The 25,128-nt window shown below is 71.5% G+C and carries 23 protein-coding genes; 12 read left to right on the top strand and 11 right to left on the bottom strand.

Features of this window, described 5'->3' with window-relative positions; translation table 11 throughout:
• The first annotated feature begins 46 nt into the window (after positions 1-46).
• Both ABZ855_RS37715 and ABZ855_RS37710 read left to right on the top strand, forming a co-directional pair.
• Complete coding sequence (locus ABZ855_RS37715; RefSeq protein ID WP_360814807.1) at positions 47-1,201, top strand: beta-eliminating lyase-related protein; 1,155 nt, start codon at positions 47-49, stop codon at positions 1,199-1,201.
• A 68-nt stretch (positions 1,202-1,269) separates the two neighbouring features.
• Positions 1,270-2,370 (top strand): DUF5937 family protein, encoded by a 1,101-nt coding sequence (locus ABZ855_RS37710; protein ID WP_360814804.1) that lies wholly within the window; start codon positions 1,270-1,272, stop codon positions 2,368-2,370.
• 42 nt (positions 2,371-2,412) lie between these two features.
• Here the strand turns inward: ABZ855_RS37710 and ABZ855_RS37705 are convergent, their stop codons facing one another.
• The gene (locus ABZ855_RS37705) at positions 2,413-3,084 is read right to left on the bottom strand and encodes a response regulator transcription factor (protein ID WP_360814802.1); all 672 of its coding nucleotides are present in this window, start codon (positions 3,082-3,084) and stop codon (positions 2,413-2,415) included.
• A gap of 59 nt (positions 3,085-3,143) precedes the next feature.
• On the bottom strand, positions 3,144-4,343 hold the full coding sequence (locus ABZ855_RS37700) for a sensor histidine kinase (RefSeq protein WP_360814799.1): 1,200 nt from the start codon (positions 4,341-4,343) through the stop codon (positions 3,144-3,146).
• A 131-nt stretch (positions 4,344-4,474) separates the two neighbouring features.
• Here ABZ855_RS37700 and ABZ855_RS37695 point away from each other — a divergent pair, with 131 nt between their 5' ends.
• A complete protein-coding gene (locus ABZ855_RS37695) occupies positions 4,475-5,464 on the top strand; it encodes an SAM-dependent methyltransferase (RefSeq protein WP_360814796.1) in 990 nt (329 codons plus the stop codon).
• A gap of 5 nt (positions 5,465-5,469) precedes the next feature.
• On the opposite strand, the gene ABZ855_RS37690 is transcribed toward ABZ855_RS37695, so the two are convergent.
• Entirely contained in the window at positions 5,470-6,639 is a 1,170-nt protein-coding gene (locus ABZ855_RS37690; RefSeq protein ID WP_360814793.1) for an NADH-quinone oxidoreductase subunit D, read from the bottom strand.
• A gap of 31 nt (positions 6,640-6,670) precedes the next feature.
• Here ABZ855_RS37690 and ABZ855_RS37685 point away from each other — a divergent pair, with 31 nt between their 5' ends.
• Together ABZ855_RS37685 and ABZ855_RS37680 are read left to right on the top strand one after the other, a co-directional pair.
• Entirely contained in the window at positions 6,671-7,186 is a 516-nt protein-coding gene (locus tag ABZ855_RS37685) for a PH domain-containing protein (protein WP_360814790.1), read from the top strand.
• Positions 7,183-8,529: a PH domain-containing protein gene (locus tag ABZ855_RS37680; protein ID WP_360814787.1), complete on the top strand. Its 1,347-nt coding sequence runs from the start codon at positions 7,183-7,185 to the stop codon at positions 8,527-8,529. Before ABZ855_RS37685 ends, ABZ855_RS37680 begins: the two co-directional genes overlap by 4 nt.
• Positions 8,530-8,571: 42 nt before the next feature.
• On the opposite strand, the gene ABZ855_RS37675 is transcribed toward ABZ855_RS37680, so the two are convergent.
• Both ABZ855_RS37675 and ABZ855_RS37670 read right to left on the bottom strand, forming a co-directional pair.
• Positions 8,572-9,966, bottom strand: coding sequence for a hypothetical protein (locus ABZ855_RS37675; protein WP_360814784.1), 1,395 nt, complete (start codon positions 9,964-9,966; stop codon positions 8,572-8,574).
• 143 nt (positions 9,967-10,109) lie between these two features.
• Positions 10,110-11,231 (bottom strand): alpha/beta hydrolase-fold protein, encoded by a 1,122-nt coding sequence (locus ABZ855_RS37670; protein WP_360814781.1) that lies wholly within the window; start codon positions 11,229-11,231, stop codon positions 10,110-10,112.
• A gap of 232 nt (positions 11,232-11,463) precedes the next feature.
• Between ABZ855_RS37670 and ABZ855_RS37665 the strand changes: the two genes are divergently transcribed.
• From ABZ855_RS37665 to ABZ855_RS37640, 6 genes are all read left to right on the top strand, one after another.
• Positions 11,464-13,275: a phosphatidylglycerol lysyltransferase domain-containing protein gene (locus ABZ855_RS37665; RefSeq protein WP_360814778.1), complete on the top strand. Its 1,812-nt coding sequence runs from the start codon at positions 11,464-11,466 to the stop codon at positions 13,273-13,275.
• Between the two features lie 94 nt (positions 13,276-13,369).
• Positions 13,370-14,266, top strand: a complete 897-nt coding sequence (gene folP, locus ABZ855_RS37660) for a dihydropteroate synthase (protein ID WP_360814775.1) — start codon at positions 13,370-13,372, stop codon at positions 14,264-14,266.
• Positions 14,263-14,772 (top strand): nuclear transport factor 2 family protein, encoded by a 510-nt coding sequence (locus ABZ855_RS37655; protein ID WP_360814772.1) that lies wholly within the window; start codon positions 14,263-14,265, stop codon positions 14,770-14,772. Before folP ends, ABZ855_RS37655 begins: the two co-directional genes overlap by 4 nt.
• 257 nt (positions 14,773-15,029) lie before the next feature.
• Entirely contained in the window at positions 15,030-15,389 is a 360-nt protein-coding gene (folB, locus tag ABZ855_RS37650; protein ID WP_360814769.1) for a dihydroneopterin aldolase, read from the top strand.
• Positions 15,386-15,997: a 2-amino-4-hydroxy-6-hydroxymethyldihydropteridine diphosphokinase gene (gene folK / locus ABZ855_RS37645; RefSeq protein ID WP_360814765.1), complete on the top strand. Its 612-nt coding sequence runs from the start codon at positions 15,386-15,388 to the stop codon at positions 15,995-15,997. Before folB ends, folK begins: the two co-directional genes overlap by 4 nt.
• Before the next feature lie 59 nt (positions 15,998-16,056).
• Positions 16,057-16,542 (top strand): DUF3180 domain-containing protein, encoded by a 486-nt coding sequence (locus tag ABZ855_RS37640; protein WP_360814762.1) that lies wholly within the window; start codon positions 16,057-16,059, stop codon positions 16,540-16,542.
• Between the two features lie 59 nt (positions 16,543-16,601).
• On the opposite strand, the gene folE is transcribed toward ABZ855_RS37640, so the two are convergent.
• The 6 genes from folE to dacB all read right to left on the bottom strand — a co-directional run bounded on the left by folE (position 16,602) and on the right by dacB (position 24,254).
• Entirely contained in the window at positions 16,602-17,207 is a 606-nt protein-coding gene (gene folE / locus ABZ855_RS37635; RefSeq protein ID WP_360814759.1) for a GTP cyclohydrolase I FolE, read from the bottom strand.
• Positions 17,208-17,354: 147 nt separating this feature from the next.
• A complete protein-coding gene (gene ftsH, locus ABZ855_RS37630; RefSeq protein WP_360814756.1) occupies positions 17,355-19,391 on the bottom strand; it encodes an ATP-dependent zinc metalloprotease FtsH in 2,037 nt (678 codons plus the stop codon).
• Between the two features lie 213 nt (positions 19,392-19,604).
• Positions 19,605-20,165 (bottom strand): hypoxanthine phosphoribosyltransferase, encoded by a 561-nt coding sequence (hpt, locus tag ABZ855_RS37625; protein ID WP_044471976.1) that lies wholly within the window; start codon positions 20,163-20,165, stop codon positions 19,605-19,607.
• A gap of 63 nt (positions 20,166-20,228) precedes the next feature.
• Positions 20,229-21,302 carry a tRNA lysidine(34) synthetase TilS gene (tilS, locus tag ABZ855_RS37620; protein WP_360814752.1) on the bottom strand — a complete coding sequence of 358 codons (1,074 nt, stop codon included), beginning with the start codon at positions 21,300-21,302 and terminating at the stop codon, positions 20,229-20,231.
• A 201-nt stretch (positions 21,303-21,503) separates the two neighbouring features.
• A complete protein-coding gene (locus ABZ855_RS37615) occupies positions 21,504-22,637 on the bottom strand; it encodes a zinc-dependent metalloprotease (protein WP_360814749.1) in 1,134 nt (377 codons plus the stop codon).
• A gap of 72 nt (positions 22,638-22,709) precedes the next feature.
• On the bottom strand, positions 22,710-24,254 hold the full coding sequence (gene dacB / locus ABZ855_RS37610; protein ID WP_360814746.1) for a D-alanyl-D-alanine carboxypeptidase/D-alanyl-D-alanine-endopeptidase: 1,545 nt from the start codon (positions 24,252-24,254) through the stop codon (positions 22,710-22,712).
• Between the two features lie 331 nt (positions 24,255-24,585).
• Between dacB and ABZ855_RS37605 the strand changes: the two genes are divergently transcribed.
• Positions 24,586-25,077: an inorganic diphosphatase gene (locus tag ABZ855_RS37605; RefSeq protein ID WP_053746895.1), complete on the top strand. Its 492-nt coding sequence runs from the start codon at positions 24,586-24,588 to the stop codon at positions 25,075-25,077.
• Positions 25,078-25,128: the final 51 nt, after the last annotated feature.

The following is a 25,128-nucleotide window of genomic DNA, read 5'->3' as shown; positions in this document are numbered from 1 at the left end:
GAAATCCGGGTGCCCGCCCGGCCCCGCGCGCGGGATGATCCGCGACATGAGCGATACGGCGGACGAGGGCGAGAAGCACGTCGGGGACGAGCAGCGGCTGCGGCGCCGGGCCGCGCTCCGGGGCGCCGAACGGGTCCTGGCGCGCCCGGGGTTCCTGGGGACGATCGGGCAGCGGCTGGCGGTGCTCGACGAGGCGAGGGAGTCGTACGACCTGGACGAACCGTCCGACATCTATGGCGGGGGGATCGTCGAGACGCTGGAGGAGCGGGTCGCCGGGCTGCTGGGCAAGGAGGCCGCCGCCTTCTTCCCGACCGGCACGATGGCCCAGCAGGTCGCCCTGCGCTGCTGGGCGGGCCGCACCGGCAACCCCGCGGTGGCCCTGCACGCGCTCGCCCACCCCGAGGTGCACGAGCGGAACGCGTTCAGCACCGTCAGCGGACTGCGCCCGCTCCGGGTGACGAGCGAGACCCGGCCGACGACGGCCGACGAGGTGCGCGACTTCGGCGAGCCCTTCGGGACGCTGATGCTGGAACTGCCCCTGCGGGACGCCGGTTTCGTGCTGCCGACCTGGGAGGAGCTGTCCGAGGTGGTGGCGGCGGCGCGGGAACGCGACGCGGTGGTGCACTTCGACGGGGCCCGGCTGTGGGAGTCCACCACCCACTTCGGGCGCCCCCTGGACGAGATCGCGGGCCTCGCGGACAGCGTCTACGTGTCGCTCTACAAGTCCCTCGACGGTTACGGCGGCGCCGTCCTGGCGGGCCCGCGGACCCTCGTCGACGAGGCGAAGGCCTGGCGCCACCGGTACGGCGGCGACATCTTCCAGCAGTTCCCGACCGTCCTGTCCGCCCTCGTCGGCCTGGACCGGGAGCTGCCCCGCCTGCCCGAGTACGTGGCCCACGCGCGCGTGGTCGCCGCCGCGCTGCGCGAGGGCCTCGCGGCGGCCGGGGTGCCCTGGGCGCGCGTCCATCCGGAGGTGCCGCACACGAACGAGTTCCAGGTCTGGCTGCCGTACGACCAGGAGGCCGCCGCGGATGCGGCGATCCGGCAGGGCGAGGAGACGAAGACCTTCCTGTTCTCCAACGGATGGGACCGGGGCGGCCCGGGCCTCGCGGTCACCGAGGTGTTCGTGCGTGCCGCCGGCCTGGAGTGGACGGCGGACGACGTGAAGGCGGCGGTGACGGAGTTCGTGGAGCGGCTGTAGGGGCCGCCGCAGGGGCCCGCGCCCGCGTTCCCGGGGGCGTTGTCAGTGGTGGGGTGCACCATGGCGGGATGAGCGTGAGCATCGACCTGTGCGGCCTGGGGCGGGAGCGGATCACCGTCGTGCCCTCCCCGCTGGCCGAACTCGGCATGGCGCTGCACGCGCTGACCGAGCCGGGGCACCACCCCCGGCTGCAGGGCTGGGCGACGGGCGTGACCGCCGGACTCGACCCGCATCTGGCCGACCGGTTGTGCGAGGCCGACTTCCTGTGGCGCTCCACGTTCCCGGACATCTTCCTGCCGTACGCGGGTCTGGGCGCGGGCACGCTCCCCGCCGGCGCGCTCGAGGCGGAACTCGACCAGCTGGACCGGCTGACGGACGAACAGTTCGTGGACGCGTGCCTGGAGTTCACCTGCGGACTGCCCTACGACGAGCAGGGCGCCGGCGCGCTCAACGACCCCGGGGCGCGGCGACGGGCCCTGGAGCTGGCCGTTTCGCGCGGCCCCCAACAGGTCCGGTTCACCCGGCGCCTGCTGGACGATCCGCCCCGGATCCGCACCTGGCTGCGACAGCTGTTCGCGGACTGCGAGGAGGCCTTCTTCGCCGAGACCTGGTCCCGGCTGCGGCCACAGCTCACGGCGGACGCCCGCCACAAGACGGACCTCCTGCGCCACAAGGGGCTGCCGGAGGCGCTCGCGTCGGTGTCGTCCGCGGTCACGCTCGACGAGGAGGCGGGCCGGATCACCGTCGACAAGCTGGGCGACGGCCACACGACGGCGGCGGGCAGCCTCCTGCTCGTCCCGACGAGCCTGGGGTGGCCCCATCTGATGGTCCTGCACCGGTACGGCTGGCAGCCGGTCCTGCACTACCCGGCGGGCTCCCCCGAACTGGCCGCCCCTCCCTCGGTGGAGCAGCTCGGCCTGCGGCTGACCGCGCTGTCCCACCCGGTGCGGATGCGGCTCTGCCGCCAGCTGGCCCGCAGCTCGTTCACCACGACCGAGCTGGCGCGGACGCACAACATGACGGCCCCCGAGATATCCCGGCACCTCGCCGTCCTCAGAAAGGCCGGCCTGACCACCACCCGCCGCCGCGGCCGCTACGTCCTGCATCAGCTGGACGTGACGATGGTGGCCCGGCTGGGCAGCGACTTCCTCGAGGGCATCCTCAGATAGCCGGCGGACTCCCCGTGCACGACCAGCGGCGGCGCGGTCAGGTCAGCCGGCGCCGCCCGCCCGCACGAGCCCCGTCTCGTACGCGAGGACGACCACCTGCACCCGGTCCCGCAGGCCCAGCTTGGTCAGGATGCGGCCCACATGGGTCTTCACGGTCGCCTCCGACAGCACCAGCCGGGCCGCGATCTCGCCGTTCGACAGGCCCTGGGCGACGAGGATCATGACCTCGCGCTCACGGCTGGTGAGCCGTTCCAGCTCCTTGTGCTGGTGCCGCTCGCCGCTGCTCGGCAGCATGGGCGCGAACCGGTCGAGGAGCCGCCGGGTCGTCGAGGGGGCCACGACCGCGTCGCCGCTGTGCACGGAGCGGATGGCGGTGAGGAGTTCGCCGGGCGGCACGTCCTTGAGCATGAAGCCGGACGCGCCGGCCTTCAGCCCGGAGAAGGCGTACTCGTCGAGGTCGAAGGTGGTCAGGATCAGCACCTTGGGCGGGTTGTCGCCCTGGCAGACGCGCCGGGTGGTCTCCACACCGTCGAGCTTCGGCATGCGTACGTCCATCAGCACCACGTCGACCTCGGTCTCGCGCAGCACCTGGAGAGCCTCGACGCCGTCGCCCGCCTCCGCCACGACCTCCATGTCCGGCTGGGCGTCGAGCACCATCCGGAACCCGGTGCGCAGCAGCACCTGGTCGTCGACGAGCATCACACGGATGTGCATGGCGGGGTCCTCCGGTCGGTACCTGTCGAACGCGGACGCGTCCGTCGAACGTGCACGTGTCAGTGGGCGGGTTTGAGCGGCAGCAGGGCGCTGATACGAAATCCGCCGCCCGGGCGCGGGCCCGCGTCCAGGGTGCCGCCCACCATGCCGACGCGCTCGCGCATGCCGATCAGGCCGTGTCCCTGTCCGTCGACGCCGCCCTCCTCGTAGTGCTCGTGCGGGGCGCCCTTGCCGTCGTCCTCGACGAGCAGGCCGAGTCCGTCGTCGAAGTAGACCAGGCGCACGCTCGCCCCGGTGTTCGGGCCGCCGTGCTTGCGGGTGTTGGTGAGCGCCTCCTGCACGATGCGGTACGCCGTCAGCTCGACCCCGCTGGGCAGCGGGCGCGGGGTGCCCTCGACCTTGTAGTCGACGGGCAGGCCCGACGTACGGCACTGCTCGATCAGGTCGTCGAGCTGTTCGACGTCGGGCTGCGGAACGTACTCGCCGCTCTCCTGGTGCTCGCCGGTGCGCAGCACGCCCAGCAGCCGGCGCATCTCGGCGAGGGCCTGGCGGCCGGTGCCCGAGATGGTCTCCAGGGCCTTCTTGGCCTGGTCGGGGGCGGTGTCGAGGACGTAGGCGGCGCCGTCGGCCTGGACCACCATCACGGAGACGTTGTGCGCGACGACGTCGTGCAGTTCGCGGGCGATCCGGGCGCGCTCGGCGGCGACCGCGACCTTGGCCTGCGCCTCGCGCTCCTTCTCCAGGCGGGCGGCGCGCTCCTCCAGCTGGGCGAAGTAGGCGCGGCGGGTGCGCAGCGAGTCACCGAGCACCCAGGCGAGCGCGAAGGGCACCGCCAGGAAGACCACCAGGGCGAGGTTGCCCGCGGTGCTCGACCTTTCCTCCGGCCAGCGCAGCTGGGCCAGCGGGGCCGCGCACAGACCGCCGATCAGCGCGAACCGTGAGGCCCAGCGGGGTCCGCTGGCCGCCACGGTGTAGACGATCACCAGCAGGGCGAAATCGCCGAGCAGCGGCTCGACGTCCAGGGCCAGTTGGGCCACCCCGACAACGGCGGCCAGCACGAGCATCCGCTCGGGCATCCGCCGGCGCAGGGCGATCACCAGGGACAGCAGGACCGACAGGACGGCGTACACCGCCATGGGCGGGGCGTGCGGAGAGTCCTTGACGGCTCCGCCCAGCACGGAGAGCCCGAGCAGGAAGACGGCCCAGAAGCCGTCGACCCAGGTCGGGTGTCTGCGGAGGAAGTCATAGACGCTTTGCACGTAACCCAGCGTAGGGAAGCGATGTGTGTGCATGGGTCAACCGGAGGGTCGATCCGAAACGCCGCCGCGTACTCCCCAAGGTGGAGACCCCGTCCCCTGGGTGGCGGGTCCGAAGGCCCTAGCCTGACGCCGTGGCAGGAGAGACGGCGGGCGAGTGGCGTGGCTGGCGGGCGGCGGCGCGGGAGGCGCTCTACGGCGAACACGGGTTCTACCGCCGGCCCGAGGGACCCGCCGGGCACTTCCGTACGTCGGTCCACGCCTCGCCGCTCTTCGCCGGCGCCGTGGCACGGCTGCTGTGCCGGGTCGACGAGGCGCTGGGCCGCCCGGCCTCGCTCGGCTTCGTCGACATGGGCGCGGGCCGGGGCGAACTCGTCACCGGTGTCCTCGCCGCCCTGCCCGCGGAGGTGGCCGCACGCGCGCGCGGGTACGCCGTCGAGCTGGCCGACCGCCCAGCCGGCCTCGATCACCGCGTGGAGTGGCTGACCGAGCCGCCCGGCGGCGTCACCGGTGTGCTGTTCGCCAACGAGTGGCTGGACAACGTCCCCGTGGAGGTGGCGGAGGTCGACGCGGCGGGCACCGCGCGCGTGGTCCTCGTACGCCGGGACGGGACCGAGCGGCTCGGGGAGCCGGTCGCCGGTGCGGACGCGCGGTGGCTGGAGCGGTGGTGGCCCCTGCCGGCGGAGCCGGGGTCGCGGGCCGAGATCGGGCTCCCCAGGGACACCGCCTGGGCCGCCGCCCGGGCCACGGTCGAGCGGGGGCTCGCCGTCGCCGTCGACTACGCGCACACGGCCGGCGCCCGGCCGCCCTTCGGGACGCTCACCGGCTTCCGGGGCGGACGTGAGAGCGCGCCCGTGCCGGACGGCTCCTGCGACCTGACGGCCCATGTGGCGCTGGACGCCTGCGCGGGCCCGGGAGCCCGCCTGCTGACCCAGCGGGAGGCCCTGCACGCCCTCGGGGTGACCGGAGGACGCCCCCCGCTGTCCCTGGCCTCCACGGACCCCGCCGCGTACGTACACGCCCTGGCGGGCGCCGGAGAGGCCGCCGAGCTGACGGCGACGGGCGGACTCGGGGACTTCGGGTGGCTGGTGGAGCCGCGGGGCATCCCCGACCCGCTCCTCTGAGTTTCTTATTTGTCGATGTCGCCGACCACGAAGAACAGCGACCCGAGGATCGCCACCATGTCCGCGACGAGCGTCCCGGGCAGCAGGACCGCCAGCGCCTGGATGTTGTTGTAGGAGGCCGACCGCAGCTTCAGCCGGTATGGGGTCTTCTCGCCCTTGCTGACGAGGTAGTAGCCGTTGATGCCGAGCGGGTTCTCGGTCCACGCGTACGTGTGCCCCTCGGGCGCCTTCAGGACCTTCGGCAGGCGCTGATTGATCGGGCCGGGCTCCAGTTCCGCGAGCCGGTCCAGGCAGGCGTCGGCCAGGTCGAGGGCGTTGTGCGTCTGCTCCAGGAGGCATTCGAAGCGGGCGAGACAGTCGCCCTCCTGCCGGGTCACCACCTTCAGGGTGTCCTGGAGCTCCCCGTACGCCAGATACGGCTCGTCGCGGCGCAGGTCGAAGTCCACGCCCGAGGCGCGCGCGATCGGCCCGCTCACCCCGTACGCGTGCACGGCCTGAGGCGAGAGCACGCCCACGCCGCGCGTGCGCGCCCGGAAGATCTCGTTGCCGAGCACCAGGTCGTCGAACCGGTCCATGCGGGAGCGCACGGACGAGACGACGGCACGCGCGCGTGTGGTCCAGCCCGCCGGAAGGTCCTCCTTGAGGCCTCCGACGCGGTTGAACATGTAGTGCATGCGCCCGCCGGAGAGCTCCTCCATGACGTGCTGGAGTTCCTCGCGCTCCGTGAACGCGTAGAAGATCGGGGTGATCCCGCCCAGTTCCAGCGGGTACGAGCCCAGGAACATCAGGTGGTTGAGCACCCGATTGAGCTCCGCGAGCAGCGTGCGGGTCCACACCGCGCGCGTGGGGACCTCCATGCCGAGCATCCGCTCCACGGCGAGGACCACGCCCAGCTCGTTGGAGAAGGCCGACAGCCAGTCGTGCCGATTGGCCAGCATGATGATCTGACGGTAGTCACGTGCCTCGAAGAGTTTCTCCGCCCCGCGGTGCATATAGCCGATCACCGGCTCCGCGTGCTGGATCCGCTCGCCGTCCAGCACGAGCCGCAGCCGCAGCACGCCGTGCGTGGACGGGTGCTGGGGCCCGATGTTGAGCACCATGTCGGTGCTCTCCGCGGCGCCGCCGACACCGACGATGGTCTCCGTGCGCTGCGTGGACTCCGTCGAGGGACTCATGGACACAGTCTGTCGTACGTACGCTTGCGGCATGGAGACGGGGAGCCCGGGGGCCACGGGCGAAACGCGCGGCGAGGGGCACGGCGAGCCGCTGTGGACCGGGCTGCCGAGGGACCTGCTGCGGATGCGCCGACTGCTGCTGGTGGTCTGGCTGGCGCCGCTGACGCTCGCGGCGGGGCTGCTGCCCGGCCTGCTCGCCGGCCCCGGCTGGGCGGCCTTCGCACTGCTGCCGCTGGGCCTGCTGCTGTGGGGCTGGGGGATGCTGGGCCGCAACTGGGCCTCCTGGCGGTACGCCGAGCGCGCCGACGACCTGCTGATCAGCAGGGGTGTGCTGTGGCGCGAGGAGACGATCGTGCCGTACGGGCGGATGCAGCTGGTCGAGGTGACGTCCGGGCCCGTCGCACGGCACTTCGGGCTGGCGAGCGTGCAGCTGCACACGGCGGCGGCCGCGAGCGACGCGCTGATCCCCGGCCTCGAACCGGCGGAGGCGGAACGGCTGCGGGACCGGCTCACCGAGCTCGGCCAGGCCCGATCGGCGGGGCTGTGACCACCCCCGGCACCGACACGGACGTACCCACCGAGGGCGGCGGACAGCCGGTCGCCGAGCAGCGGCTGCACCCCGTCACCCCGCTGAGGCGGGCGTGGGCGCCGGTCGCCGTCGTCATCGGATGGGCCGCGCACGACCCCAACCAGGCCCAGCGGCAGCTGACCCGGCTGACGACCACGACCCTGCTGCTCGGCCTCGCCGTGTGCCTCGTCGGAGGCGCCCTGTACGGCTTTCTGACCTGGTGGTTCACCCACTTCGCGGTGACCGACACCGAACTGCGTATCCGGACCGGCCTGTTGTTCCGGCGCACCGCGCACATCCGGCTCGAGCGCATCCAGGCCGTCGACATCACCCAGCCGCTGCTGGCCCGGGTCGCGGGCGTCGCCAAGCTCAAGCTGGACGTCGTGGGGACGGACAAGAAGGACGAGCTGGCCTATCTGGGCGAGGGGCACGCGCGTGCCCTGCGGGCCGAACTCCTGGCTCGCGCCGCCGGGTTCGCGCCCGAGACCGCGCACGAGGTGGGCGAGGCACCGGCCCGGCAGCTGCTGCACATCCCCGGGCGCGTGCTCGCCGTCTCCCTGGTGCTGACCGGCGCGACCTGGGTGTCCCTGGCCGCCGCACTGGTCGTACCGCCGTTCCTCTGGTTCCTCACCCACAGCCTGTGGACAGTGCTCGCGACCGGCGTCCCACTGCTCGGCGCGGCGGGCGCGAGCAGCGTGGGGCGGTTCATCAGCGAGTACGACTGGACGGTCGGGGAGTCCCCGGACGGACTGCGCATCGACCACGGCCTCCTCGACCGCACGCACGAGACGGTGCCGCCGGGGCGCGTGCAGACCGTACGGATCGTGGAGCCGCTGCTGTGGCGGCGGCGCGGCTGGGTCCGGGTGGAGCTGGACGTGGCGGGCTCGTCCAACTCGGTGCTGGTGCCGGTCGCCCCGCGCGAGATCGCGGAGGCGGTCATAGGGCGGGTGCTGCCCGGCGTGACCGTGCCCGCCGCTCTGTCGCGTCCGCCGCGCCGGGCCGGCTGGTGCCTGCCGTTCTGGTGGCGCGGCTACGGCATCGCCGTCACCGACGGCGTCTTCGTCTCCCGGCACGGGCTGCTGCGCCGCAGCCTCGCCCTGGTCCCGCACGCCAAGGTCCAGAGCGTACGGCTGCGGCAGGGGCCCTGGGCGCGCTTCAAGGGCCTCGCGGACGTCCATGTGGACACGGGGGCCAACAAGACCGTCACAGCCGGTCTACGGGACGCACAGGAGGCCGCGGAGCTGCTCCGGGGCCAGGCGGAGCGCTCCCGGACGGGACGGCGGGACGCGCTGCCCGACCGGTGGATGGCGGAACAGGCGTGACGGGCGTGACGGGTACGGCGGCGAGCAGGGTCTGACCAGCCGTCAGGAAACCCTGCTCCGCAGCCCCTGCAGGTCGATCTGCTCGGTCTCGTCATGTGCCGTCAGGTCGATCACCTGGCCGATTCCGACGCCGCGCGACTCCTCGTCCGCCGGCTTGAACTGCGCCTCGGACTCCGCCTTGTGCAGCGCGAGCGCCTCCTGACCGACGACATCGGCGAGGTCCTCGTTCTGCACGGCGTCCAGCGCGGCCGACGCCGTCTCCTTCTGCGTACCGAAGAAGTCGAACCCGCCCTCGGCGGCGGGCCTGCGAACGGGCGCGGTCGCCGGTACGACGGCCACCGCGGTCGGCACGGTGTAGTGCCCTTCCCCGCGCGCGGGCTTGGCGGGCTTCGCCTCGGCGGGGGTGGAGGCGGCTCGCGTGTGCCCACGGGCCGCCTCGGGCTTCCCCTTCGCCTCGTCCTCCGGCGCGGCCTCCGCCTTGCCGACGGCGGGGCCGTCGAGGGCCTTGGGGGCCGCCGGGACGGCCGCGGCCATCTCCGCGGCCATCTCCGGGGCCTCACCGTCGAACCTGGCGAGCGCCGCCCGGGCCCGCAGGAAGAGCGAGGAACCCTCCGGGGAGAAGATCGCCGGTGTCACCGGGGTCTCCTCCGAGTCCACGGACGACGCGGCCCGCGCACCGTCCGAAACCTTGCCCTCGCCCGAAACCTTCGCGCCGTCCGATGACTTCGCGCCGACCGCGCCCAGCGCCGCCGAGACGCCTGCCGCCGCCGCGTCCAGTGCCGCCGCGTCGGAGTCGGCCTCGTCGGCCTCGTCCGCTGCTGCTGCCTCGTCCGCCGCCGCGCCGGTCCCGGCGGGAAGCGCACGCGCCGAGCCCTTGGCGGCAGCCGCCTTCACGCCGGCATCGGCGTCGGCACCCGCGCCCGCACCCGCACCCGCACCCGCGTCCTGAACCGGTTCCGATTCTGTTTCCGTCTCCGGTTCCAGAACCTCCAGTTCCAGCAGTCGCCGGCCCTCCAGCGCGCTGGCCCGCTCGGTCTCCGCCGTGGCGTACCGCCGCAGCAGCGCCGCGTGCTCGTTGCGCAGGCCCTGGAGCTCGGTCCGCTTCGCGCGCAGCTTCTGCTCCAGCTTGACGCGCAGTTCGCGGGACTCCTCGAGGTCGGTCTCCAGTTCCGCGACGCGCTCCTCATGCCGCCAGTCGTCGCCCGCACGCGCGCGCGTGAGGTCGGCGACCTGCTTGCCCGCCTCGGCGTCCCAGCGACGCATCACGGCCGCGCCCACGACCGTGATCGCCGCGGCGAACGCGGCGAGCACCCGGAGGACGCCGGTATCCGTGAACACCCATGGCCCCAGGGAACAGACGAGCGAGACGCCCGCGATCGCTGCGGGAGGCAGCAACCTGTGCAGAGGGGGTGAATGGCGATGACGTCCACGTGGCATGGCCAGAAACTTACCGCGCGTAGGCGAATCTTGGTGCCCCGCCCGGTAAAAACACAGCCGCCCCAAACCCTTCACAGGGCTTGGGGCGTCTACGCCGACGTCCTCACGGGCGCCGCGTACGCCGACGATCCGTCAGCGATCCGTCAGTGATCTGTCAGCCGCTGACTCAGCCACTCAAGCGAGGCGGGGATCTCACGGCGCCAGGTGTTGAAGTTGTGGCCGCCGCTCTCCAGCACGATCGTCGAGATCCGGGTCGGCGCCCTCACCTTGACGAGGTCCACGAACCGCATCGTGGCCGCGTAGTTGGTCTCCCCGTGCCGGCTGGTGGTAACCAGCAGGGAGACGTCGGGTGCCGGCCTGTTCTCGGCGTACCACTCCAGGTCCGCCTCGCGCTCGAGCCTCTTGTCGCCCTGGAAGAGGTCCCCGGTCGTGGCGTCGACCGGCGCCTTGTAGTAGGGCGACAGGCCCACCGCGGCGGTGTACGCGCGCGGGTGGTGCATCGCGATCTTCAGCGCGCAGTAGCCGCCCGTGGAGTCGCCGATGATGCCCCAGCCGCCGGGCCCCGGGCCCACCCGGTAGTGCGATGCGAGGGCCGCGGGCAGGTCCCGGGCGAAGAACGTCTCCGTCTGCGGCCCGCCCGGCACGTCCACGCACTCGGTGTCCCGGGGCGGCGCCACGGTCGGCCGCATCATCACCAGGATCATCGGCTGCGCCCGGCCGTCCCTCGCCAACTTGTGCGCGGTGTCCGGGAAGTCGAGCTTGCTGACCAGGGCCTGGGCGGTGCCCGGGTAACCGGTGAGGACGACGACCACCGGGAAGGCGCGCTTCGCGTACTGCCGCTGGAAGTACTCCGGCGGCAGATAGACGTACGCGGGCGAGGTGATGCCCGTCTTCTTGCCGACGACGCCGATCTTCTGGATCTGGCCGCCGACCCTGGGCAGATGACCGCCCGGCACGTCCACCGACTGGGTGGACAGCACCTGGAAGCCGCGGTGGGCCCCCGTGCTCTGGTCGACGACCACGCCCTGGTCGGTCTCCTTGCCCAGGAGGTCGTCCCAGGACGCGTAGAAACCGAAACTCTGGTTGACGGCGAGCCCGACCGACGCGAACACCGCGACCTGGGTGGCCAGTAACAGTGCCGTACGGCCGCCGACGGCCCGCCAGTTGCGGCGGGCCAGCCGCGGCCAGAACACGATCGTGCCCAGGAACAGCAGGGTGGCCGCCAGGATCGCCAGCGCCAGCACCGTCTTGCTCGTAAGACCCATGACTGCGGTTGCCCACTCTCTCCGCCGGCGGCGGCCGCTCCTTCGGGTTCCTTCACTGCGGCTTGCCCCGGACTTTGGGTGTCCTTTGGTATGGCTTTCCGTGGGTGAGTGAACCTCGTCCCCCGAGACACCGTCCTAGAGGGCGCAATGTCACCGGAAGCCGGATCGGCTCCGGACTCCAGGTCTCTCGCAGAACCAGTGGGATGCGATGTCTGTCAGGATAGATGGGGAAATGTCGGGCCAGGTTCCGGAACGATCGCGTCGAGTGCCGCGCGTACTGCGTGGTCCGCGTCCCGAGGCCGTCCCCGCCTGGGTCGCCCGGGCCTGTGCGCTCGTGGGGCTGGTCGACATCGCGGCGGGCGTCTTCCCACGCTTCAGGCACAGCCGGATGCACGCGCTCGTGGAGGTGCTGCCCGGCGCGCTCGGCCCGTTCGCCGCCGCGCTCTCGCTCAGCACCGGTGTCCTCCTGCTGCTCCTGGCGCACGGTCTCAGGCGCCGCAAGCGCCGGGCCTGGCGCGCTGCCGTGGCCCTGCTGCCGGCCGGCGCCGTGGCCCAGTTCGCCTACCGGCACTCGTTCGTCGGGCTCCTCATCTCCGTACTCCTGCTGGTCATGCTGCTGCGTCACCGTACCGAGTTCGAGGCGCTGCCCGACCCGCGCAGCCGCTGGCGCGCGCTCACCAACTTCGTGCTGATGAGCGCCGGTTCACTCGCGCTCGGGCTGGTCATCGTGAGCGCCCACAGCGACCGCATGTACGGCGACCCGAGCCTCGCCGAGCGCATCACCCACGTCCTGTACGGCCTGTTCGGCTTCGAGGGCCCCGTCGACTACGACGGGCCGACCTCCTGGACCGTCGGCTACTCCCTCGGCGCCCTGGGCCTGCTGACCGCCATCACCACGATCTACTTCGCGTTCCGGCCCGAGCACCCGGCCGCCCGGCTGACCCCGGAGGACGAGGACCGGCTGCGCGTCCTGCTCGACAAGCACGGCCGCCGCGACTCCCTGGGCCACTTCGCGCTGCGCCGCGACAAGGCGGTGGTCTTTTCCCCCAGCGGCAAGGCCGCCGTCACCTACCGCGTCGTCTCCGGCGTCATGCTCGCCAGCGGCGACCCCATCGGGGACGTCGAGGCCTGGCCCGGCGCCATCGAACGCTTCATGGACGAGGCGAAGGCGCACTCCTGGACCCCCGCCGTCATGGGCTGCTCCGAGACCGGGGGCGAGGTCTGGACCCGCGAGACCGGCCTCGACGCCCTCGAACTCGGCGACGAGGCGGTGGTGGACGTCGCGGATTTCTCCCTGGCCGGACGCGCGATGCGCAACGTGCGCCAAATGGTCAAGCGCATCGAACGCGCAGGCTACGAAACCCGGGTACGGCGCATCCGTGACCTCGGCGACGGCGAACTCGAACGCATCCGTCTCGCCGCCGAGCACTGGCGCGGCACCGACACCGAGCGCGGCTTCTCGATGGCCCTGGGCCGCATCGGCGACCCCGGCGACGGCGACTGCCTGATCGCCACCGCCCACAAGGCCGACGACCAGCCCGGCCCGTACGGCGACCTCAAGGCCATCCTCCACTTCGTCCCCTGGGGCCCGGACGGCGTCTCCCTCGACCTGATGCGCCGCGACCGCGCGGCCGACCCCGGTATGAACGAACTCCTCATCGTGGCCGCCCTGGAGGCCGCCCCCCGCCTGGGCGTCACGCGCGTCTCCCTCAACTTCGCCATGTTCCGCTCGGCCCTGGCCCGCGGCGAGAAGATCGGCGCCGGCCCGGTACTGCGCGCCTGGCGCGGCCTGCTGGTGTTCCTCTCCCGCTGGTTCCAGATCGAGTCCCTGTACAAGTTCAACGCCAAGTTCCGCCCCCGCTGGGAACCCCGCTTCGTCGTCTACCGCACCTCCAGCGACCTCCCCCGCATCGGCCTGGCCGCCATGCAGGCGGAAGGCTTCGTCAACCTGGCCCTCCCCCGCTTCCTCCACCGCCGCACCACAACCCCGACCCCGTGCGCCCACGCGGTGGCGGACAGGGTGTTTGTCGACCGAACTGTTTGACGGAGCGAGACGGGTGGGCAGGCGGGAAACGCCCAAGCCACAACGAACCGGCACCAAAGAATCCGCCCAACCGCCGGGGGCCTACGCTGAACGCATGAACAACCACAGCGGACGCGGCCACGTCGCCGGCCTCCCGGCCTGGGACCGCTGCGCGGTCATGGGCGTCGTGAACGTGACCCCGGACTCGTTCTCCGACGGGGGCCGCTGGTTCGACACGACCACCGCCGTCAAGCACGGCCTCGACCTGGTCACCGAGGGCGCCGACCTGGTGGACGTCGGCGGCGAGTCCACCCGCCCCGGCGCCACCCGTGTCGATGAGGACGAGGAGCTCAGGCGCGTCGTCCCCGTGGTCCGCGGCCTCGCCGCCGAGGGCGTCGCCGTCTCCGTCGACACCATGCGCGCCTCGGTCGCCGAACAGGCACTGGCGGCGGGCGCGGTCCTCGTCAACGACGTCAGCGGCGGCCTCGCGGACCCCGCGATGATCCCGGTCGTCGCGGCCACGGGCGCCCCCTTCGTCGTCATGCACTGGCGGGGCTTCCTGGAGGGCGGCAACGTCAAGGGCGTGTACACCGACGTCGTCTCCGAGGTCCTCGACGAACTGCACGCGCGCGTGGACGCCGTACTGGCCGGCGGTGTCGCCCCCGACCGGATCGTCGTAGACCCGGGTCTCGGCTTCTCCAAGGGCGCCGATCACGACCTGGCCCTGCTGGCCCACCTCGACCGGCTGCACGGCCTGGGCCACCCCCTGCTGGTCGCCGCGTCCCGGAAACGGTTCCTGGGCCGCGTACTGGCCGGCCCCGAGGGCGCCCCGCCGCCCGCGCGGGAGCGGGACGCCGCCACCGCCGCCGTCTCCGCGCTCGCCGCCCACCAGGGCGCCTGGGCGGTCCGCGTCCACGAGGTCCGCGCCACCGCCGACGCCGTACGGGTCGCCCGCGCGGTCGAGGAGGCCCGTGGCCAGGAAGCGGTCCGCGGCGCCGAGGGAGCCCGGTGAGCGCGCCGCACATCGACGTCGAACAGGTCGAACTCGCCAACACCGCCTTCTACGAGGCGCTGGAGCAGGGCGACTTCGACGAGTTGTCCTCGCTCTGGCTCGCCCCGGCCGACCTGGGCGTCGACGAGGAGTACCACGACCCGGCGGAGACCGGTGTGGTCTCGTGCGTGCACCCGGGCTGGCCGGTACTGACCGGACGCGGCGAGGTGCTGCGCTCGTACGCGCTGATCATGGCTCATACCGAGTACATCCAGTTCTTCCTGACCGACGTGCATGTCTCCGTCACCGGCGACACCGCCCTGGTGACCTGCACCGAGAACATCCTCAGCGGGGGCGCGCCGCCCGAGGACGGCGCCGAGCTGGGGCCGCTGGTCGGCCAGCTGGTCGTCGCCACCAATCTGTTCCAGCGCACCCCCGACGGCTGGAAACTCTGGTCCCACCACGCCTCCCCGGTCCTCGCCGAGAACGACGAGGACGACGCCGAGCCCGACGACACCCCGTCCTGAGCCGAACGCGAGCCGAAAGCCGTCGAACACCGCCGAACGTGGTTGGAATCACGAACACGGGGTAAGTGCGGCTACCAGCCCGTGAGCAGCCCTGTTCCCACGGGGAAACACCCGATGAACCTTCCCTGGTCCTCTCGTGGACGGGCCCCGCGAGGGGAGGGCACTGTCAGTGCTCGCAGGTAGATTCGGAAATGGCTGCCCGGCCGACCGCACCCGGTCCGAAGCGGCCGCCAACGACGATTGCAGGAGTGATTCGCGTGGATCGTGTCGCGCTGCGCGGCCTGAGGGCCCGTGGACACCACGGTGTGTTCCCGCACGAGCGGGAGGAGGGCCAGACCTTCGTCGTGGACCTCTCCCTCGGCCTGGACACCCGCCCGGCCGCGGCCGACGACGACCTGGCGAAGACCGTGCACTACGGCATCGTGGCGGAGGAGGTCGTGGCCGTCGTCGAGGGCGAGCCCGTCGACCTCATCGAGACGCTCGCCGAACGCATCGCGCAGGTCTGTCTGAAGCACGAGGGGGTCCAGGAGGTCGAGGTGTGCGTCCACAAACCGGGCGCGCCGATCACGGTCCCCTTCGACGACGTGACCATCACCATCACCCGGAGCCGAGTATGACCGCCTCGTTCACCGAGAGTCACAGCGACCCGACCGTCCAGCCGGTGCCCGCCTCCGTCGTGCAGCAGGTGGACGCCGCCGACACCACCCTGCACAACCCGAAACGCGCCGTCATCTCCCTCGGCTCGAACCTCGGCAACCGCCTGGAGACCCTCCAGGGGGCCATCGACGCCCTGGAGGACACCCCGGGCGTCCGCATCAAGGCCGTCTCCCCCGTGTACGAGACGGAGCCCTGGGGCGTCCCGGCGGGCAGCCAGCCGTCGTACTTCAACGCGGTGGTCGTCCTGAAGACGACGCTGCCCCCGTCCTCGCTCCTGGAGCGCGCCCACGCGGTCGAGGAGGCCTTCCACCGCGTCCGCGAGGAGCGCTGGGGCGCACGCACGATCGACGTCGACATCGTGGCGTACGCCGACGAGGTGTCCGACGACCCTGTCCTCACCCTCCCCCACCCGCGCGCCCACGAACGGGCCTTCGTGCTCGTCCCCTGGCACGACGTGGACCCCGAGGCCCAGCTGCCCGGCCGCGGCCCGGTGGCGTCGCTCCTGGAGGGCGTCGCCCTGGAAGGTGTCGCGCCCCGCGCCGACCTGGAACTCCAGTTGCCGGAATAGCCGTTAAGGTCATGACGACCACAGCTCGGTGGTCCGGTCCAGGGAGCTGAAGGGGCACCGTGAGAGAGCTGCGCATCAAGTTGCTGGCCGGCGTGTTCGTCGTGGCCGGAGTGCTCTCCTGGGCGGGTGCCCGGCTGTGGAACTCGGTGGGGACCCTGCCCAGCGTCCCGCTGGCCGCCCCCGTCGTCCTCGCCCTGATCGCGGTGGTCCTGCTGGCCACGGCCCTCTCCCTGCGCGCCCGCCTCAAGGCCCAGCGCGACCGCCGCCCCGGCGCCAAGGGCGTCGACCCCCTGATGGCCGCCCGCGCGGTCGTCTTCGGCCAGGCCAGCGCCCTGGTCGCCGCCCTGGTCGCCGGTATGTACGGCGGCACGGGCGTCTTCCTGCTGGAGTCCCTGGACATCCCGGCCCGCCGCGACCAGGCCATCTACGCCGGCTTCTCGGTCCTGGCGGGCATCGCCGTCATAGCGGCGGCCTTCTTCCTGGAACGAGTCTGCAAACTCCCCGAGGACGACGACAACAACGCGGGCACGGCACCGGCCGCGTAAGCGCCCCAAAGGGGCGCGGGGAACTGCGCGACCAGCCACGACGCACCGCGGACAGAATTTCAGCGGGCCATGATCAAACTCATCGCCTCATTACGGGTGGCCGGATCCCGCAACTGCCCCCGCACAGCCGAAGTGATCGTCTTCGCGCCCGGCTTTCGAACCCCCCGCATAGACATGCACATGTGCTCGCACTCCACAACGACGATCACCCCCCGCGGCTCCAGAATCTCCATCAACGAGTCGGCGATCTGCGTGGTGAGTCGTTCCTGCACCTGCGGCCGGCGGGCATACACATCCACCAACCGAGCCAGCTTCGACAACCCGGTGATCTTCCCGTCGACCGACGGGATGTAGCCGACGTGCGCGACCCCGACGAACGGCACCAGATGATGCTCACAGGAGCTGAGCACCTCGATGTCCTTCACCAGCACCATCTCGTCGTGCCCGAGGTCGAACGTCGTCGTCAGCACGTCCTCCGGCTTCTGCCACAGCCCCGCGAATATCTCCCGGTAGGCCCGCGCCACCCGCGCCGGCGTCTCCCGTAGACCCTCGCGGTCGGGGTCCTCGCCGACCGCGATCAGGAGTTCCCGTACGGCGTGCTCCGCCCGCTTCTCGTCGAACTCGCCGATGGTGCCCTCGCCGTCCAGCGTCACGGGGTCGGTCATCTGGTGCCTCGTTCCTGTCCCTGTCACGCGTATGGGCCACGCGTCCACGTGCGGACATACCGAAATGCCGCGCCCCCCAGGCTAGAACCTGGGGGGCGCGGCATCCATTCCGGGCCCGCTGGGCGGGACGGGGCAGGAGAGGCGGGATCAGCTCTCGCCGCGTTCCTCCGGTACCGGCTCCGTCGAGGGGACGGACTCGGTGGCCCCGGCCTTGGCGGTGATCGCCGGCGCCGAACCGTTGGCCCCGTTCGTCAGCGACAGCTCCTTGGGGGAGAGCACCGGCGGGCGGGTGGACGGCGTACGCCGGGAGGAGCCGGTCCACGCGGGGCGGGCCGGGCGCTTCACGATGGGAGCGAAGATCTCGGCGATCTGCTCCTTGCTCAGCGTCTCCTTCTCCAGCAGCTGGAGCACCAGCGCGTCGAGGACGTCACGGTTCTCGACCAGGATCTCCCAGGCCTCGTTGTGCGCGTTCTCGATGAGCTTCTTGACCTCTTCGTCGACGAGCGCGGCGACCTCTTCCGAGTAGTCGCGCGGGTGCGACATCTCCCGGCCCAGGAAGGGCTCGGTGTTGTCGCCGCCGAACTTGATCGCGCCGAGGCGCTCGGTCATGCCGTACTGCGTGACCATCGCGCGGGCCGTCGCCGTGGCCTTCTCGATGTCGTTCGCGGCGCCCGTGGTCGGGTCGTGGAAGACCAGTTCCTCCGCCGCCCGGCCGCCCAGCATGTAGGCCAGCTGGTCGAGCATCTCGTTGCGAGTGGTGGAGTACTTGTCCTCGTCCGGGAGCACCATCGTGTAACCGAGGGCCCGGCCGCGGGACAGGATCGTGATCTTGTGGACCGGGTCGGAGTTCGGGGAGGCCGCCGCGACCAGGGCGTGGCCGCCCTCGTGGTACGCGGTGATCTTCTTTTCCTTGTCCGACATGATCCGGGTCCGCTTCTGCGGGCCCGCCACGACGCGGTCGATGGCCTCGTCGAGCGACGCGTTGTCGATCAGCTTCTTCTCGCTGCGGGCGGTGAGCAGCGCGGCCTCGTTGAGGACGTTGCTCAGGTCCGCGCCGGTGAAGCCCGGCGTACGACGGGCGACCGCCGACAGGTCGACGTCCGGAGCGACCGGCTTGCCCTTCTGGTGAACCTTGAGGATCTCCAGCCGGCCCAGCATGTCCGGGCGGTCGACCGCGATCTGGCGGTCGAAGCGGCCGGGGCGCAGCAGCGCCGGGTCGAGGATGTCGGGACGGTTCGTGGCAGCGATGAGAATCACACCGCCCTTGACGTCGAACCCGTCCATCTCGACGAGCAGCTGGTTGAGCGTCTGCTCGCGCTCGTCGTGACCGCCGCCGAGGCCGGCGCCGCGGTGGCGGCCGACCGCGTCGATCTCGTCGACGAAGACGATCGCCGGGGCGTTCGCCTTGGCTTGCTCGAAGAGGTCACGGACCCGGGAGGCACCGACACCGACGAACATCTCGACGAAGTCGGAACCCGAGATCGAGTAGAACGGAACGCCCGCCTCGCCCGCGACAGCGCGCGCGAGCAGCGTCTTGCCCGTACCGGGAGGCCCGTAGAGGAGCACACCCTTGGGGATCTTGGCGCCGACGGCCTGGAACTTGGCCGGCTCCTGGAGGAACTCCTTGATCTCGTGGAGCTCCTCGACGGCCTCGTCCGAGCCCGCGACGTCCGCGAACGTCGTCTTCGGGGTGTCCTTGGTGATGAGCTTGGCCTTGGACTTCCCGAAGTTCATGACCCGGGAGCCGCCGCCCTGCATCTGGTTCATCAGGAACAGGAACACGACGACGATGAGGACGAAGGGAAGCAGCGACAGCAGAATGCCGACGAAAGCGTTCTGCTTGGTCGGGGAGACCGTGTAGCCCTTCGGGATCTGCTTGTTCTGGAATTTGTCCTGGAGAGTGTTCGCCAGGTTGACGCCCTGATCGCCGATGTAGCTCGCCTGGATCTTCGAGCTGCCCTCGACCTTCTGGCCGTCCTTGAGCTGGACCTTGATGACCTGCTCGTCACCGGTGGTGATCTTGGCCTGCTCGACCTTGTTGTCGTTGATCGCCTGGACGACCTGGCCTGTGTCCACCGTCTTGTAGCCGCCGGACGAGCCGACGACCTGCATCAACACGACCACGGCAAGGACGGCCAGCACGATCCACATGACCGGCCCACGGAAGTATCGCTTCACGTCCATCCATACGGAGCGGTGCCGCCCCGTCCCTCCTGCCATAGTGAGTTTGACAAAGACTGTTCTAAGTACTGCTCTTCGGACGGTACCCCAGCATTGTCACCCGAAGGCGCACGGGCGAGTTTCCAACACCGTCCACGCATGCTCCAACGGCGAGAGGGCCGCCCGGGTTCCCGGGCGTCCCACAGGACTCGCCCATTGGCTCAGCGGCCTCGGGACTCAGCCGCCGTAGACGTGGGGCGCGAGCGTACCGACGAAGGGGAGGTTGCGGTACTTCTCCGCGTAGTCGAGGCCGTAGCCGATCACGAACTCGTTCGGGATGTCGAAGCCGACCCACTCCACGTCGATGGCGACCTTCGCGGCCTCCGGCTTGCGCAGCAGGGTGCAGATCTTCAGCGACTCGGGCTCGCGGGAGCCGAGGTTGGAGATCAGCCAGGACAAGGTCAGTCCGGAGTCGATGATGTCCTCGACGATGAGAACGTGCTTGCCCTTGATGTCGGTGTCGAGGTCCTTGAGGATCCGCACCACACCGGAGGACTGGGTGCCCGCGCCGTACGACGACACGGCCATCCAGTCCATGGTGAGGGGGGTGGACAGCGCCCGGGCCAGGTCGGCCATGACCATCACCGCGCCCTTGAGCACGCCGACGATCAGCAGGTCCTTGCCCGCGTACTCCGCGTCGATCTTCGCTGCCAGCTCAACGAGCTTCGCGTCGATCTCTTCCTTGGTGATGAGTACCGACTTGAGGTCGGCACCCATGTCTTTCGCGTCCACCCGCATCACTTTCGGTCGTCGCCACTTAGCTGGCTCGTTCGCCCGACCCCTCCCCGAAGGGGGTGAGATTCAGCCTTGCCGAATCACCAGTCTGCCACCCTGCCGCTGGGCGACGACCCGGCCGGGGAGATTGATGGCTTTCTGACCGCGCCAGCCGGTGATCAGCCGGTCGACTTCCTCGATGTGGCGGGCGAACAGCGAACCGGCCGGAGCGCCCGCCTCGATGGCGGCGCTGCGCAGGATGCGACGGCGTACGGCGGGCGGCAGGGCGTACAGCTTGGCGCACTCCAGGAGGCCCGCCGCGTCCCGTACGGAGGCCTCGGCCTGGCGGGCCCAGGTGTCGAGGGCGTCGGCGTCGTCACGGGAGAGCTGGGCCGTACGGGCGAGGGCCTCGACGACGCCCTTGCCGAGGGCCTTCTCCAGGGCGGGCAGGCCCTCGTGACGCAGCCGGGACCGGGTGTACGCCGGGTCGGCGTTGTGCGGGTCGTCCCAGACCGGGAGGGACTGGACCATGCACGCCTTGCGGGCGGTCTGCCGGTCGAGCTGGAGGAAGGGCCTGCGGTAGCGGCCGGGGGCCCCGGGTCCGCCGGAGACGGCGGCCATCCCGGACAGCGAGCGGATGCCGGAGCCGCGGGCGAGGCCCAGCAGCACGGTCTCGGCCTGGTCGTCGCGGGTGTGGCCGAGGAGGACCGCGCTGGCGCCGTGGCGCTCGGCGGCGTCGTCCAGGGCGCTGTACCGGGCGTCACGCGCGGCGGCCTCGGGTCCGCCGTCGCGGCCGACTGTGACGGAGATCGCCTCGACGGGGGCGAGGCCGAGCTCGGTCAGGCGCAGGACGACCTCGTCGGCGCGGAGGCCGGAGCCGGGCTGCAGACCGTGGTCGACGGTGACGCCGCCGGCGCGCAGCCCGAGTTTGGGCGCTTCGAACGCCAGGGCGGAGGCGAGCGCCATGGAGTCGGCGCCGCCGGAGCACGCCACGAGGACCAGCGGGGCGGACTCGCCGGGGGTGGTGGCGGCCGAGTCGGTTGAGGCGAGGGTGGTGGAGGCGGGGAGGAGGCTGTGGGGCGAGGGGTGGGCTGTGAGGATGTCGTGGAGTGCGCGGCGGACCGCCAGGCGTATCGCCGCGACCGCAGGATGGGGACCCATGTCCGGTTCCCTTCATGAAGTTTTCGAGGGGGGGTGAGCCGAGTCCGGTCACTCAGAGTGTGTAGATGGTGACAGAAACGAGGCGTTCCCCGAGCATTGCACGCCTACCCATGCCTCACGGTCCCTCGGACGGGTGATTGGAGTGGCGTTCACCTGCCGTCGGCCGGATTCTTCACCCCGTACGCCTCGTACCGAACAGGCTCACGATTCCGCCTTGCGGTGCACGCGCGCGACCCAGTCCGCCGGTTTGGCGATCTCGGCCTTCGTGGGGAGGGTGTTCGGGGAGGTCCACACGCGGTTGAAGCCGTCCATGCCGACCTGGTCGACGACGGCCCGCACGAACCGTTCGCCGTCCCGGTACTGCCTGAGTTTGGCGTCCAGACCGAGCAGCTTGCGCAGTGCGAGGTCGAGGCGGGAGGCGCCCTTGGCCCGGCGTTGCTGGAACTTCTCGCGGATCTCGGCCACGGAGGGCACCACCGCGGGGCCGACGCCGTCCATCACGAAGTCGGCGTGTCCCTCCAGGAGGGACATGACCGCGGTGAGCCGGCCGAGGATCTCCCGCTGGGCGGGCGTCTGCACCAGCTCCACGAGCGAACGGCCGCCGTCGTCCTCCTCGCCCTCCGGCCGGCCGCCCGCGAGGGACTGCGCGGCCTCCCTGATGCGCTCCAGGAAGGTCATGGGGTCGACGTCGGTCTCCCCCAGGAACGACTGGATCTCGCCCTCCAGGTGGTCGCGCAGCCAGGGCACGCCGGTGAACTGGGTGCGGTGCGTCTCCTCGTGCAGACACACCCAGAGCCTGAAGTCGTGGGGCTGTACGTCGAGTTCGCGCTCCACGTGGACGATGTTCGGGGCGACGAGGAGCAGTCGGCCGCCGCCGTTCGCGCCGGCCGGCAGGTCGCGGGTGGCCGGGGCGAAGGTCTCGTACTGGCCGAGGACCCGCGACGACAGGAACGACAGCAGCATGCCCAGTTCGACGCCGGTCACCTTGCCGCCGACCGCGCCGAGCACGGCCCCGCCCGGTGAACTCCCGCGCCGCTCCTGCATCTTGTCCAGCAGCGGCCTCAGCACCTCGCGGAACCCGGCCACGTTGGCCCGTACCCAGCCGGGGCGGTCCACGACGAGTACGGGGGTGTCGTGGGCGGCGTCCGTTCCCATCCGGGTGAAGCCCCGGACGTGTTCCTCCGAGGCCTTCGCGTGCCGACGCAGCTCGGCGACGATGGTCCGGGCCTCGTCACGGCTCACCTCGGGCCCCGGCCGTACCAGCCGGGTCGCGGTCGCCACCGCGAGATTCCAGTCGACCATCCCAGCAGATGCGGCACCACCGATGCTCGTCATGCGTCAACCGTACGGGAGCGACTCCGCTGGGGGCAGGTTGCGAGGGTGGCGGGGGCCGCGTATCCGGCGGAGCTACCCGCAGCCGCAGGACGCCAGGGCTGTCGCTGTGCGGTCCAGGGCTGTTTGGGCCTGGGTTGTGTTCGGGGTGTTCGCCGTCAGGAAGGCGAAGGCCAGGAGGTGGCCGTTGCGGTCGACGACCGTGCCCGCCAAGGCGTTCACGCCGGTCAGGGTGCCTGTCTTGGCGCGTACGAGGCCTGCCGCGCCGTTCGCGTAACGGGTGCTCAGTGTGCCCGTGAAGCCTGCCACCGGAAGGCCCGTGAGGGCCGCGCGGAGGTCGGGGTGGGACGGGTCGCCGGCCTTGGCCAGCAGGGCCGTGAGGAGGTTCGTGGTGAGGCGGTCGGCGCGGTTCAGGCCGCTGCCGTCCGCGAAACGGGCCCCGGACATGGGCAGCCCCAGCTTCGCCAGCTCGGTGCGGATGGCCCGGGCGCCGCCCGCGAAGTCGGGTCTGACGTGGGTGGCGAGCGCGGTCTGGCGGGCCAGGGCCTCCGCCAAGTCGTTGTCGCTGTTGGTCAGCATGCGCTCGACGAGGGCCGACAGCGGCGGCGAGGTGACCTTCGCGAGGGTGCTCGCGCGGCCCGTGGCCTTGGACGGGCCGGGGGCCGTGGTCTTGATGCGGTGCTTCTCCAGCAGGCCCGCGAACGCGCGGGCCGCGTCGGCCGCCGGGTCGGTGGAACGCACCGCGGTTCCGCTGGTCGAGTCGTTGGTGCGGGCCTCGTCGACCATGAGGGCGCTGACCGGGGCGAGGTTCTCGTTGACCCCGATCGGGTGGAGTTCGCGGCCGGCGTACAGCGTCGTGTCGTACGACAGCGTCACCTCGCGTACGCCGCGCTTCCTCAGGGCGGCGGCCGTCGAGTCGGCCAGGGTGCGCAGGCTCGCCCAGCCCTCCGGGTCCTCGCGGGCCGTCAGGGTCGGGTCGCCGCCGCCGACCAGGACGAGCTCGTTGGTGTCGGGCTCCAGGGCGGCCCGGGTGGTGAGGCGGTGGTCGGCGCCCATCGCGGAGAGCGCGGCGACGGCCGTGGCGATCTTCGTCGTCGAGGCGGGGACGAGCGCCTCCCCCGCCTCCATGCCGTACAGCCGCTTTCCGGTGGTCACGTCGACGACTGCGGCCGACCGGCGGGTGCCGAGCGCCGGATCGCCCAGAAGCGGCTTCAGAACGGCCGCGAGGGCCTTCCCGGTGGGTGCCGCCCGCAGGGTGCCGGGTGCGCTGTCGAGGCCGGCCAGCACGATGGGAGCGCTCGGCGCGGGCGCGGGCGCCCCGGCCGACGTACCGGAGATGGCGGACGTGTCCGACGTACCAGAATTACGACCGTGATCTGCGCCACCGGAACGTTCCTGGGCGGTGGCCCAGTCCCGCTCGGCCGTACGCTGGCCGGTGGAGTCCCAGGGACCGGCGGCGGTCACCACGCCCGCGGTCAACGCCAGTCCGGCGGTGGCGGCGCCCGCGGTGTACTGCCAGGTCCGCAGGGTCTTCGGCATCGACCCCGGCAGTGCCTTCAGCGTCCGCAGGGCGTTCGGCAGCGCGTTCGAGGTGCCGAGACCGGCCGGCTTCGAGGCCATCGACCGTGTGATCCGCGCGACCCGCGGTTTCACGCCGGCCGTGGCCTGCTTGGCTCGTTCGAGTCGCGGCCGCACCGTCGCCGTCGCTCGTTCGAGTGGCGGTTTCACAGCTGCCTTCGCTCGGCCGACCCCCCTTCCGAGCTGCGGTTTCACCGCTTTCGTGGCCTGAGTGAGACGAGGTCGTACGGTACGCGCGAGCCGCGCCACTTTCGGCCTCGCGGCCCGCCAAGGCCTCAGCTCTGGCACGACCACCAGCCCCTTTCGCGATCACACACCTGCGTGAGGGACACTTAACCACCAGAACTATGTGTTGATCATGGAGGAGCCACCGGTGGAGTTCGACGTCACGATCGAGATTCCGAAGGGTTCACGGAACAAGTACGAGGTGGACCACGAGACCGGTCGGATCCGCCTGGACCGTCGCCTCTTCACCTCGACCAGCTACCCGGCCGACTACGGCTTCGTCGAGAACACCCTCGGCGAGGACGGCGACCCGCTGGACGCGCTGGTCATCCTGGACGAGCCGACCTTCCCCGGCTGTCTCATCCAGTGCCGCGCGATCGGCATGTTCCGGATGACGGACGAGGCCGGCGGCGACGACAAGCTGCTGTGCGTGCCCGCGCACGACCCGCGCGTGGAGCACCTGCGCGACATCCACCACGTGTCGGAGTTCGACCGCCTGGAGATCCAGCACTTCTTCGAGGTCTACAAGGACCTGGAGCCCGGCAAGTCCGTCGAGGGCGCCAACTGGGTCGGCCGTGCCGACGCCGAGGCCGAGATCGAGCGGTCGTACAAGCGACTCAAGGAGCAGGGCGGCCACTGAGGCTCCCCGACCCAGCTGTGCCCAACGGGCCGCACGCACACGCGTGCGGCC

It is taken from the genome of Streptomyces sp. NPDC047042, assembly GCF_040644035.1.
In the GTDB taxonomy this organism is placed as follows: domain Bacteria; phylum Actinomycetota; class Actinomycetes; order Streptomycetales; family Streptomycetaceae; genus Streptomyces.
This window is presented reverse-complemented; position numbering and strand designations above follow the sequence as displayed.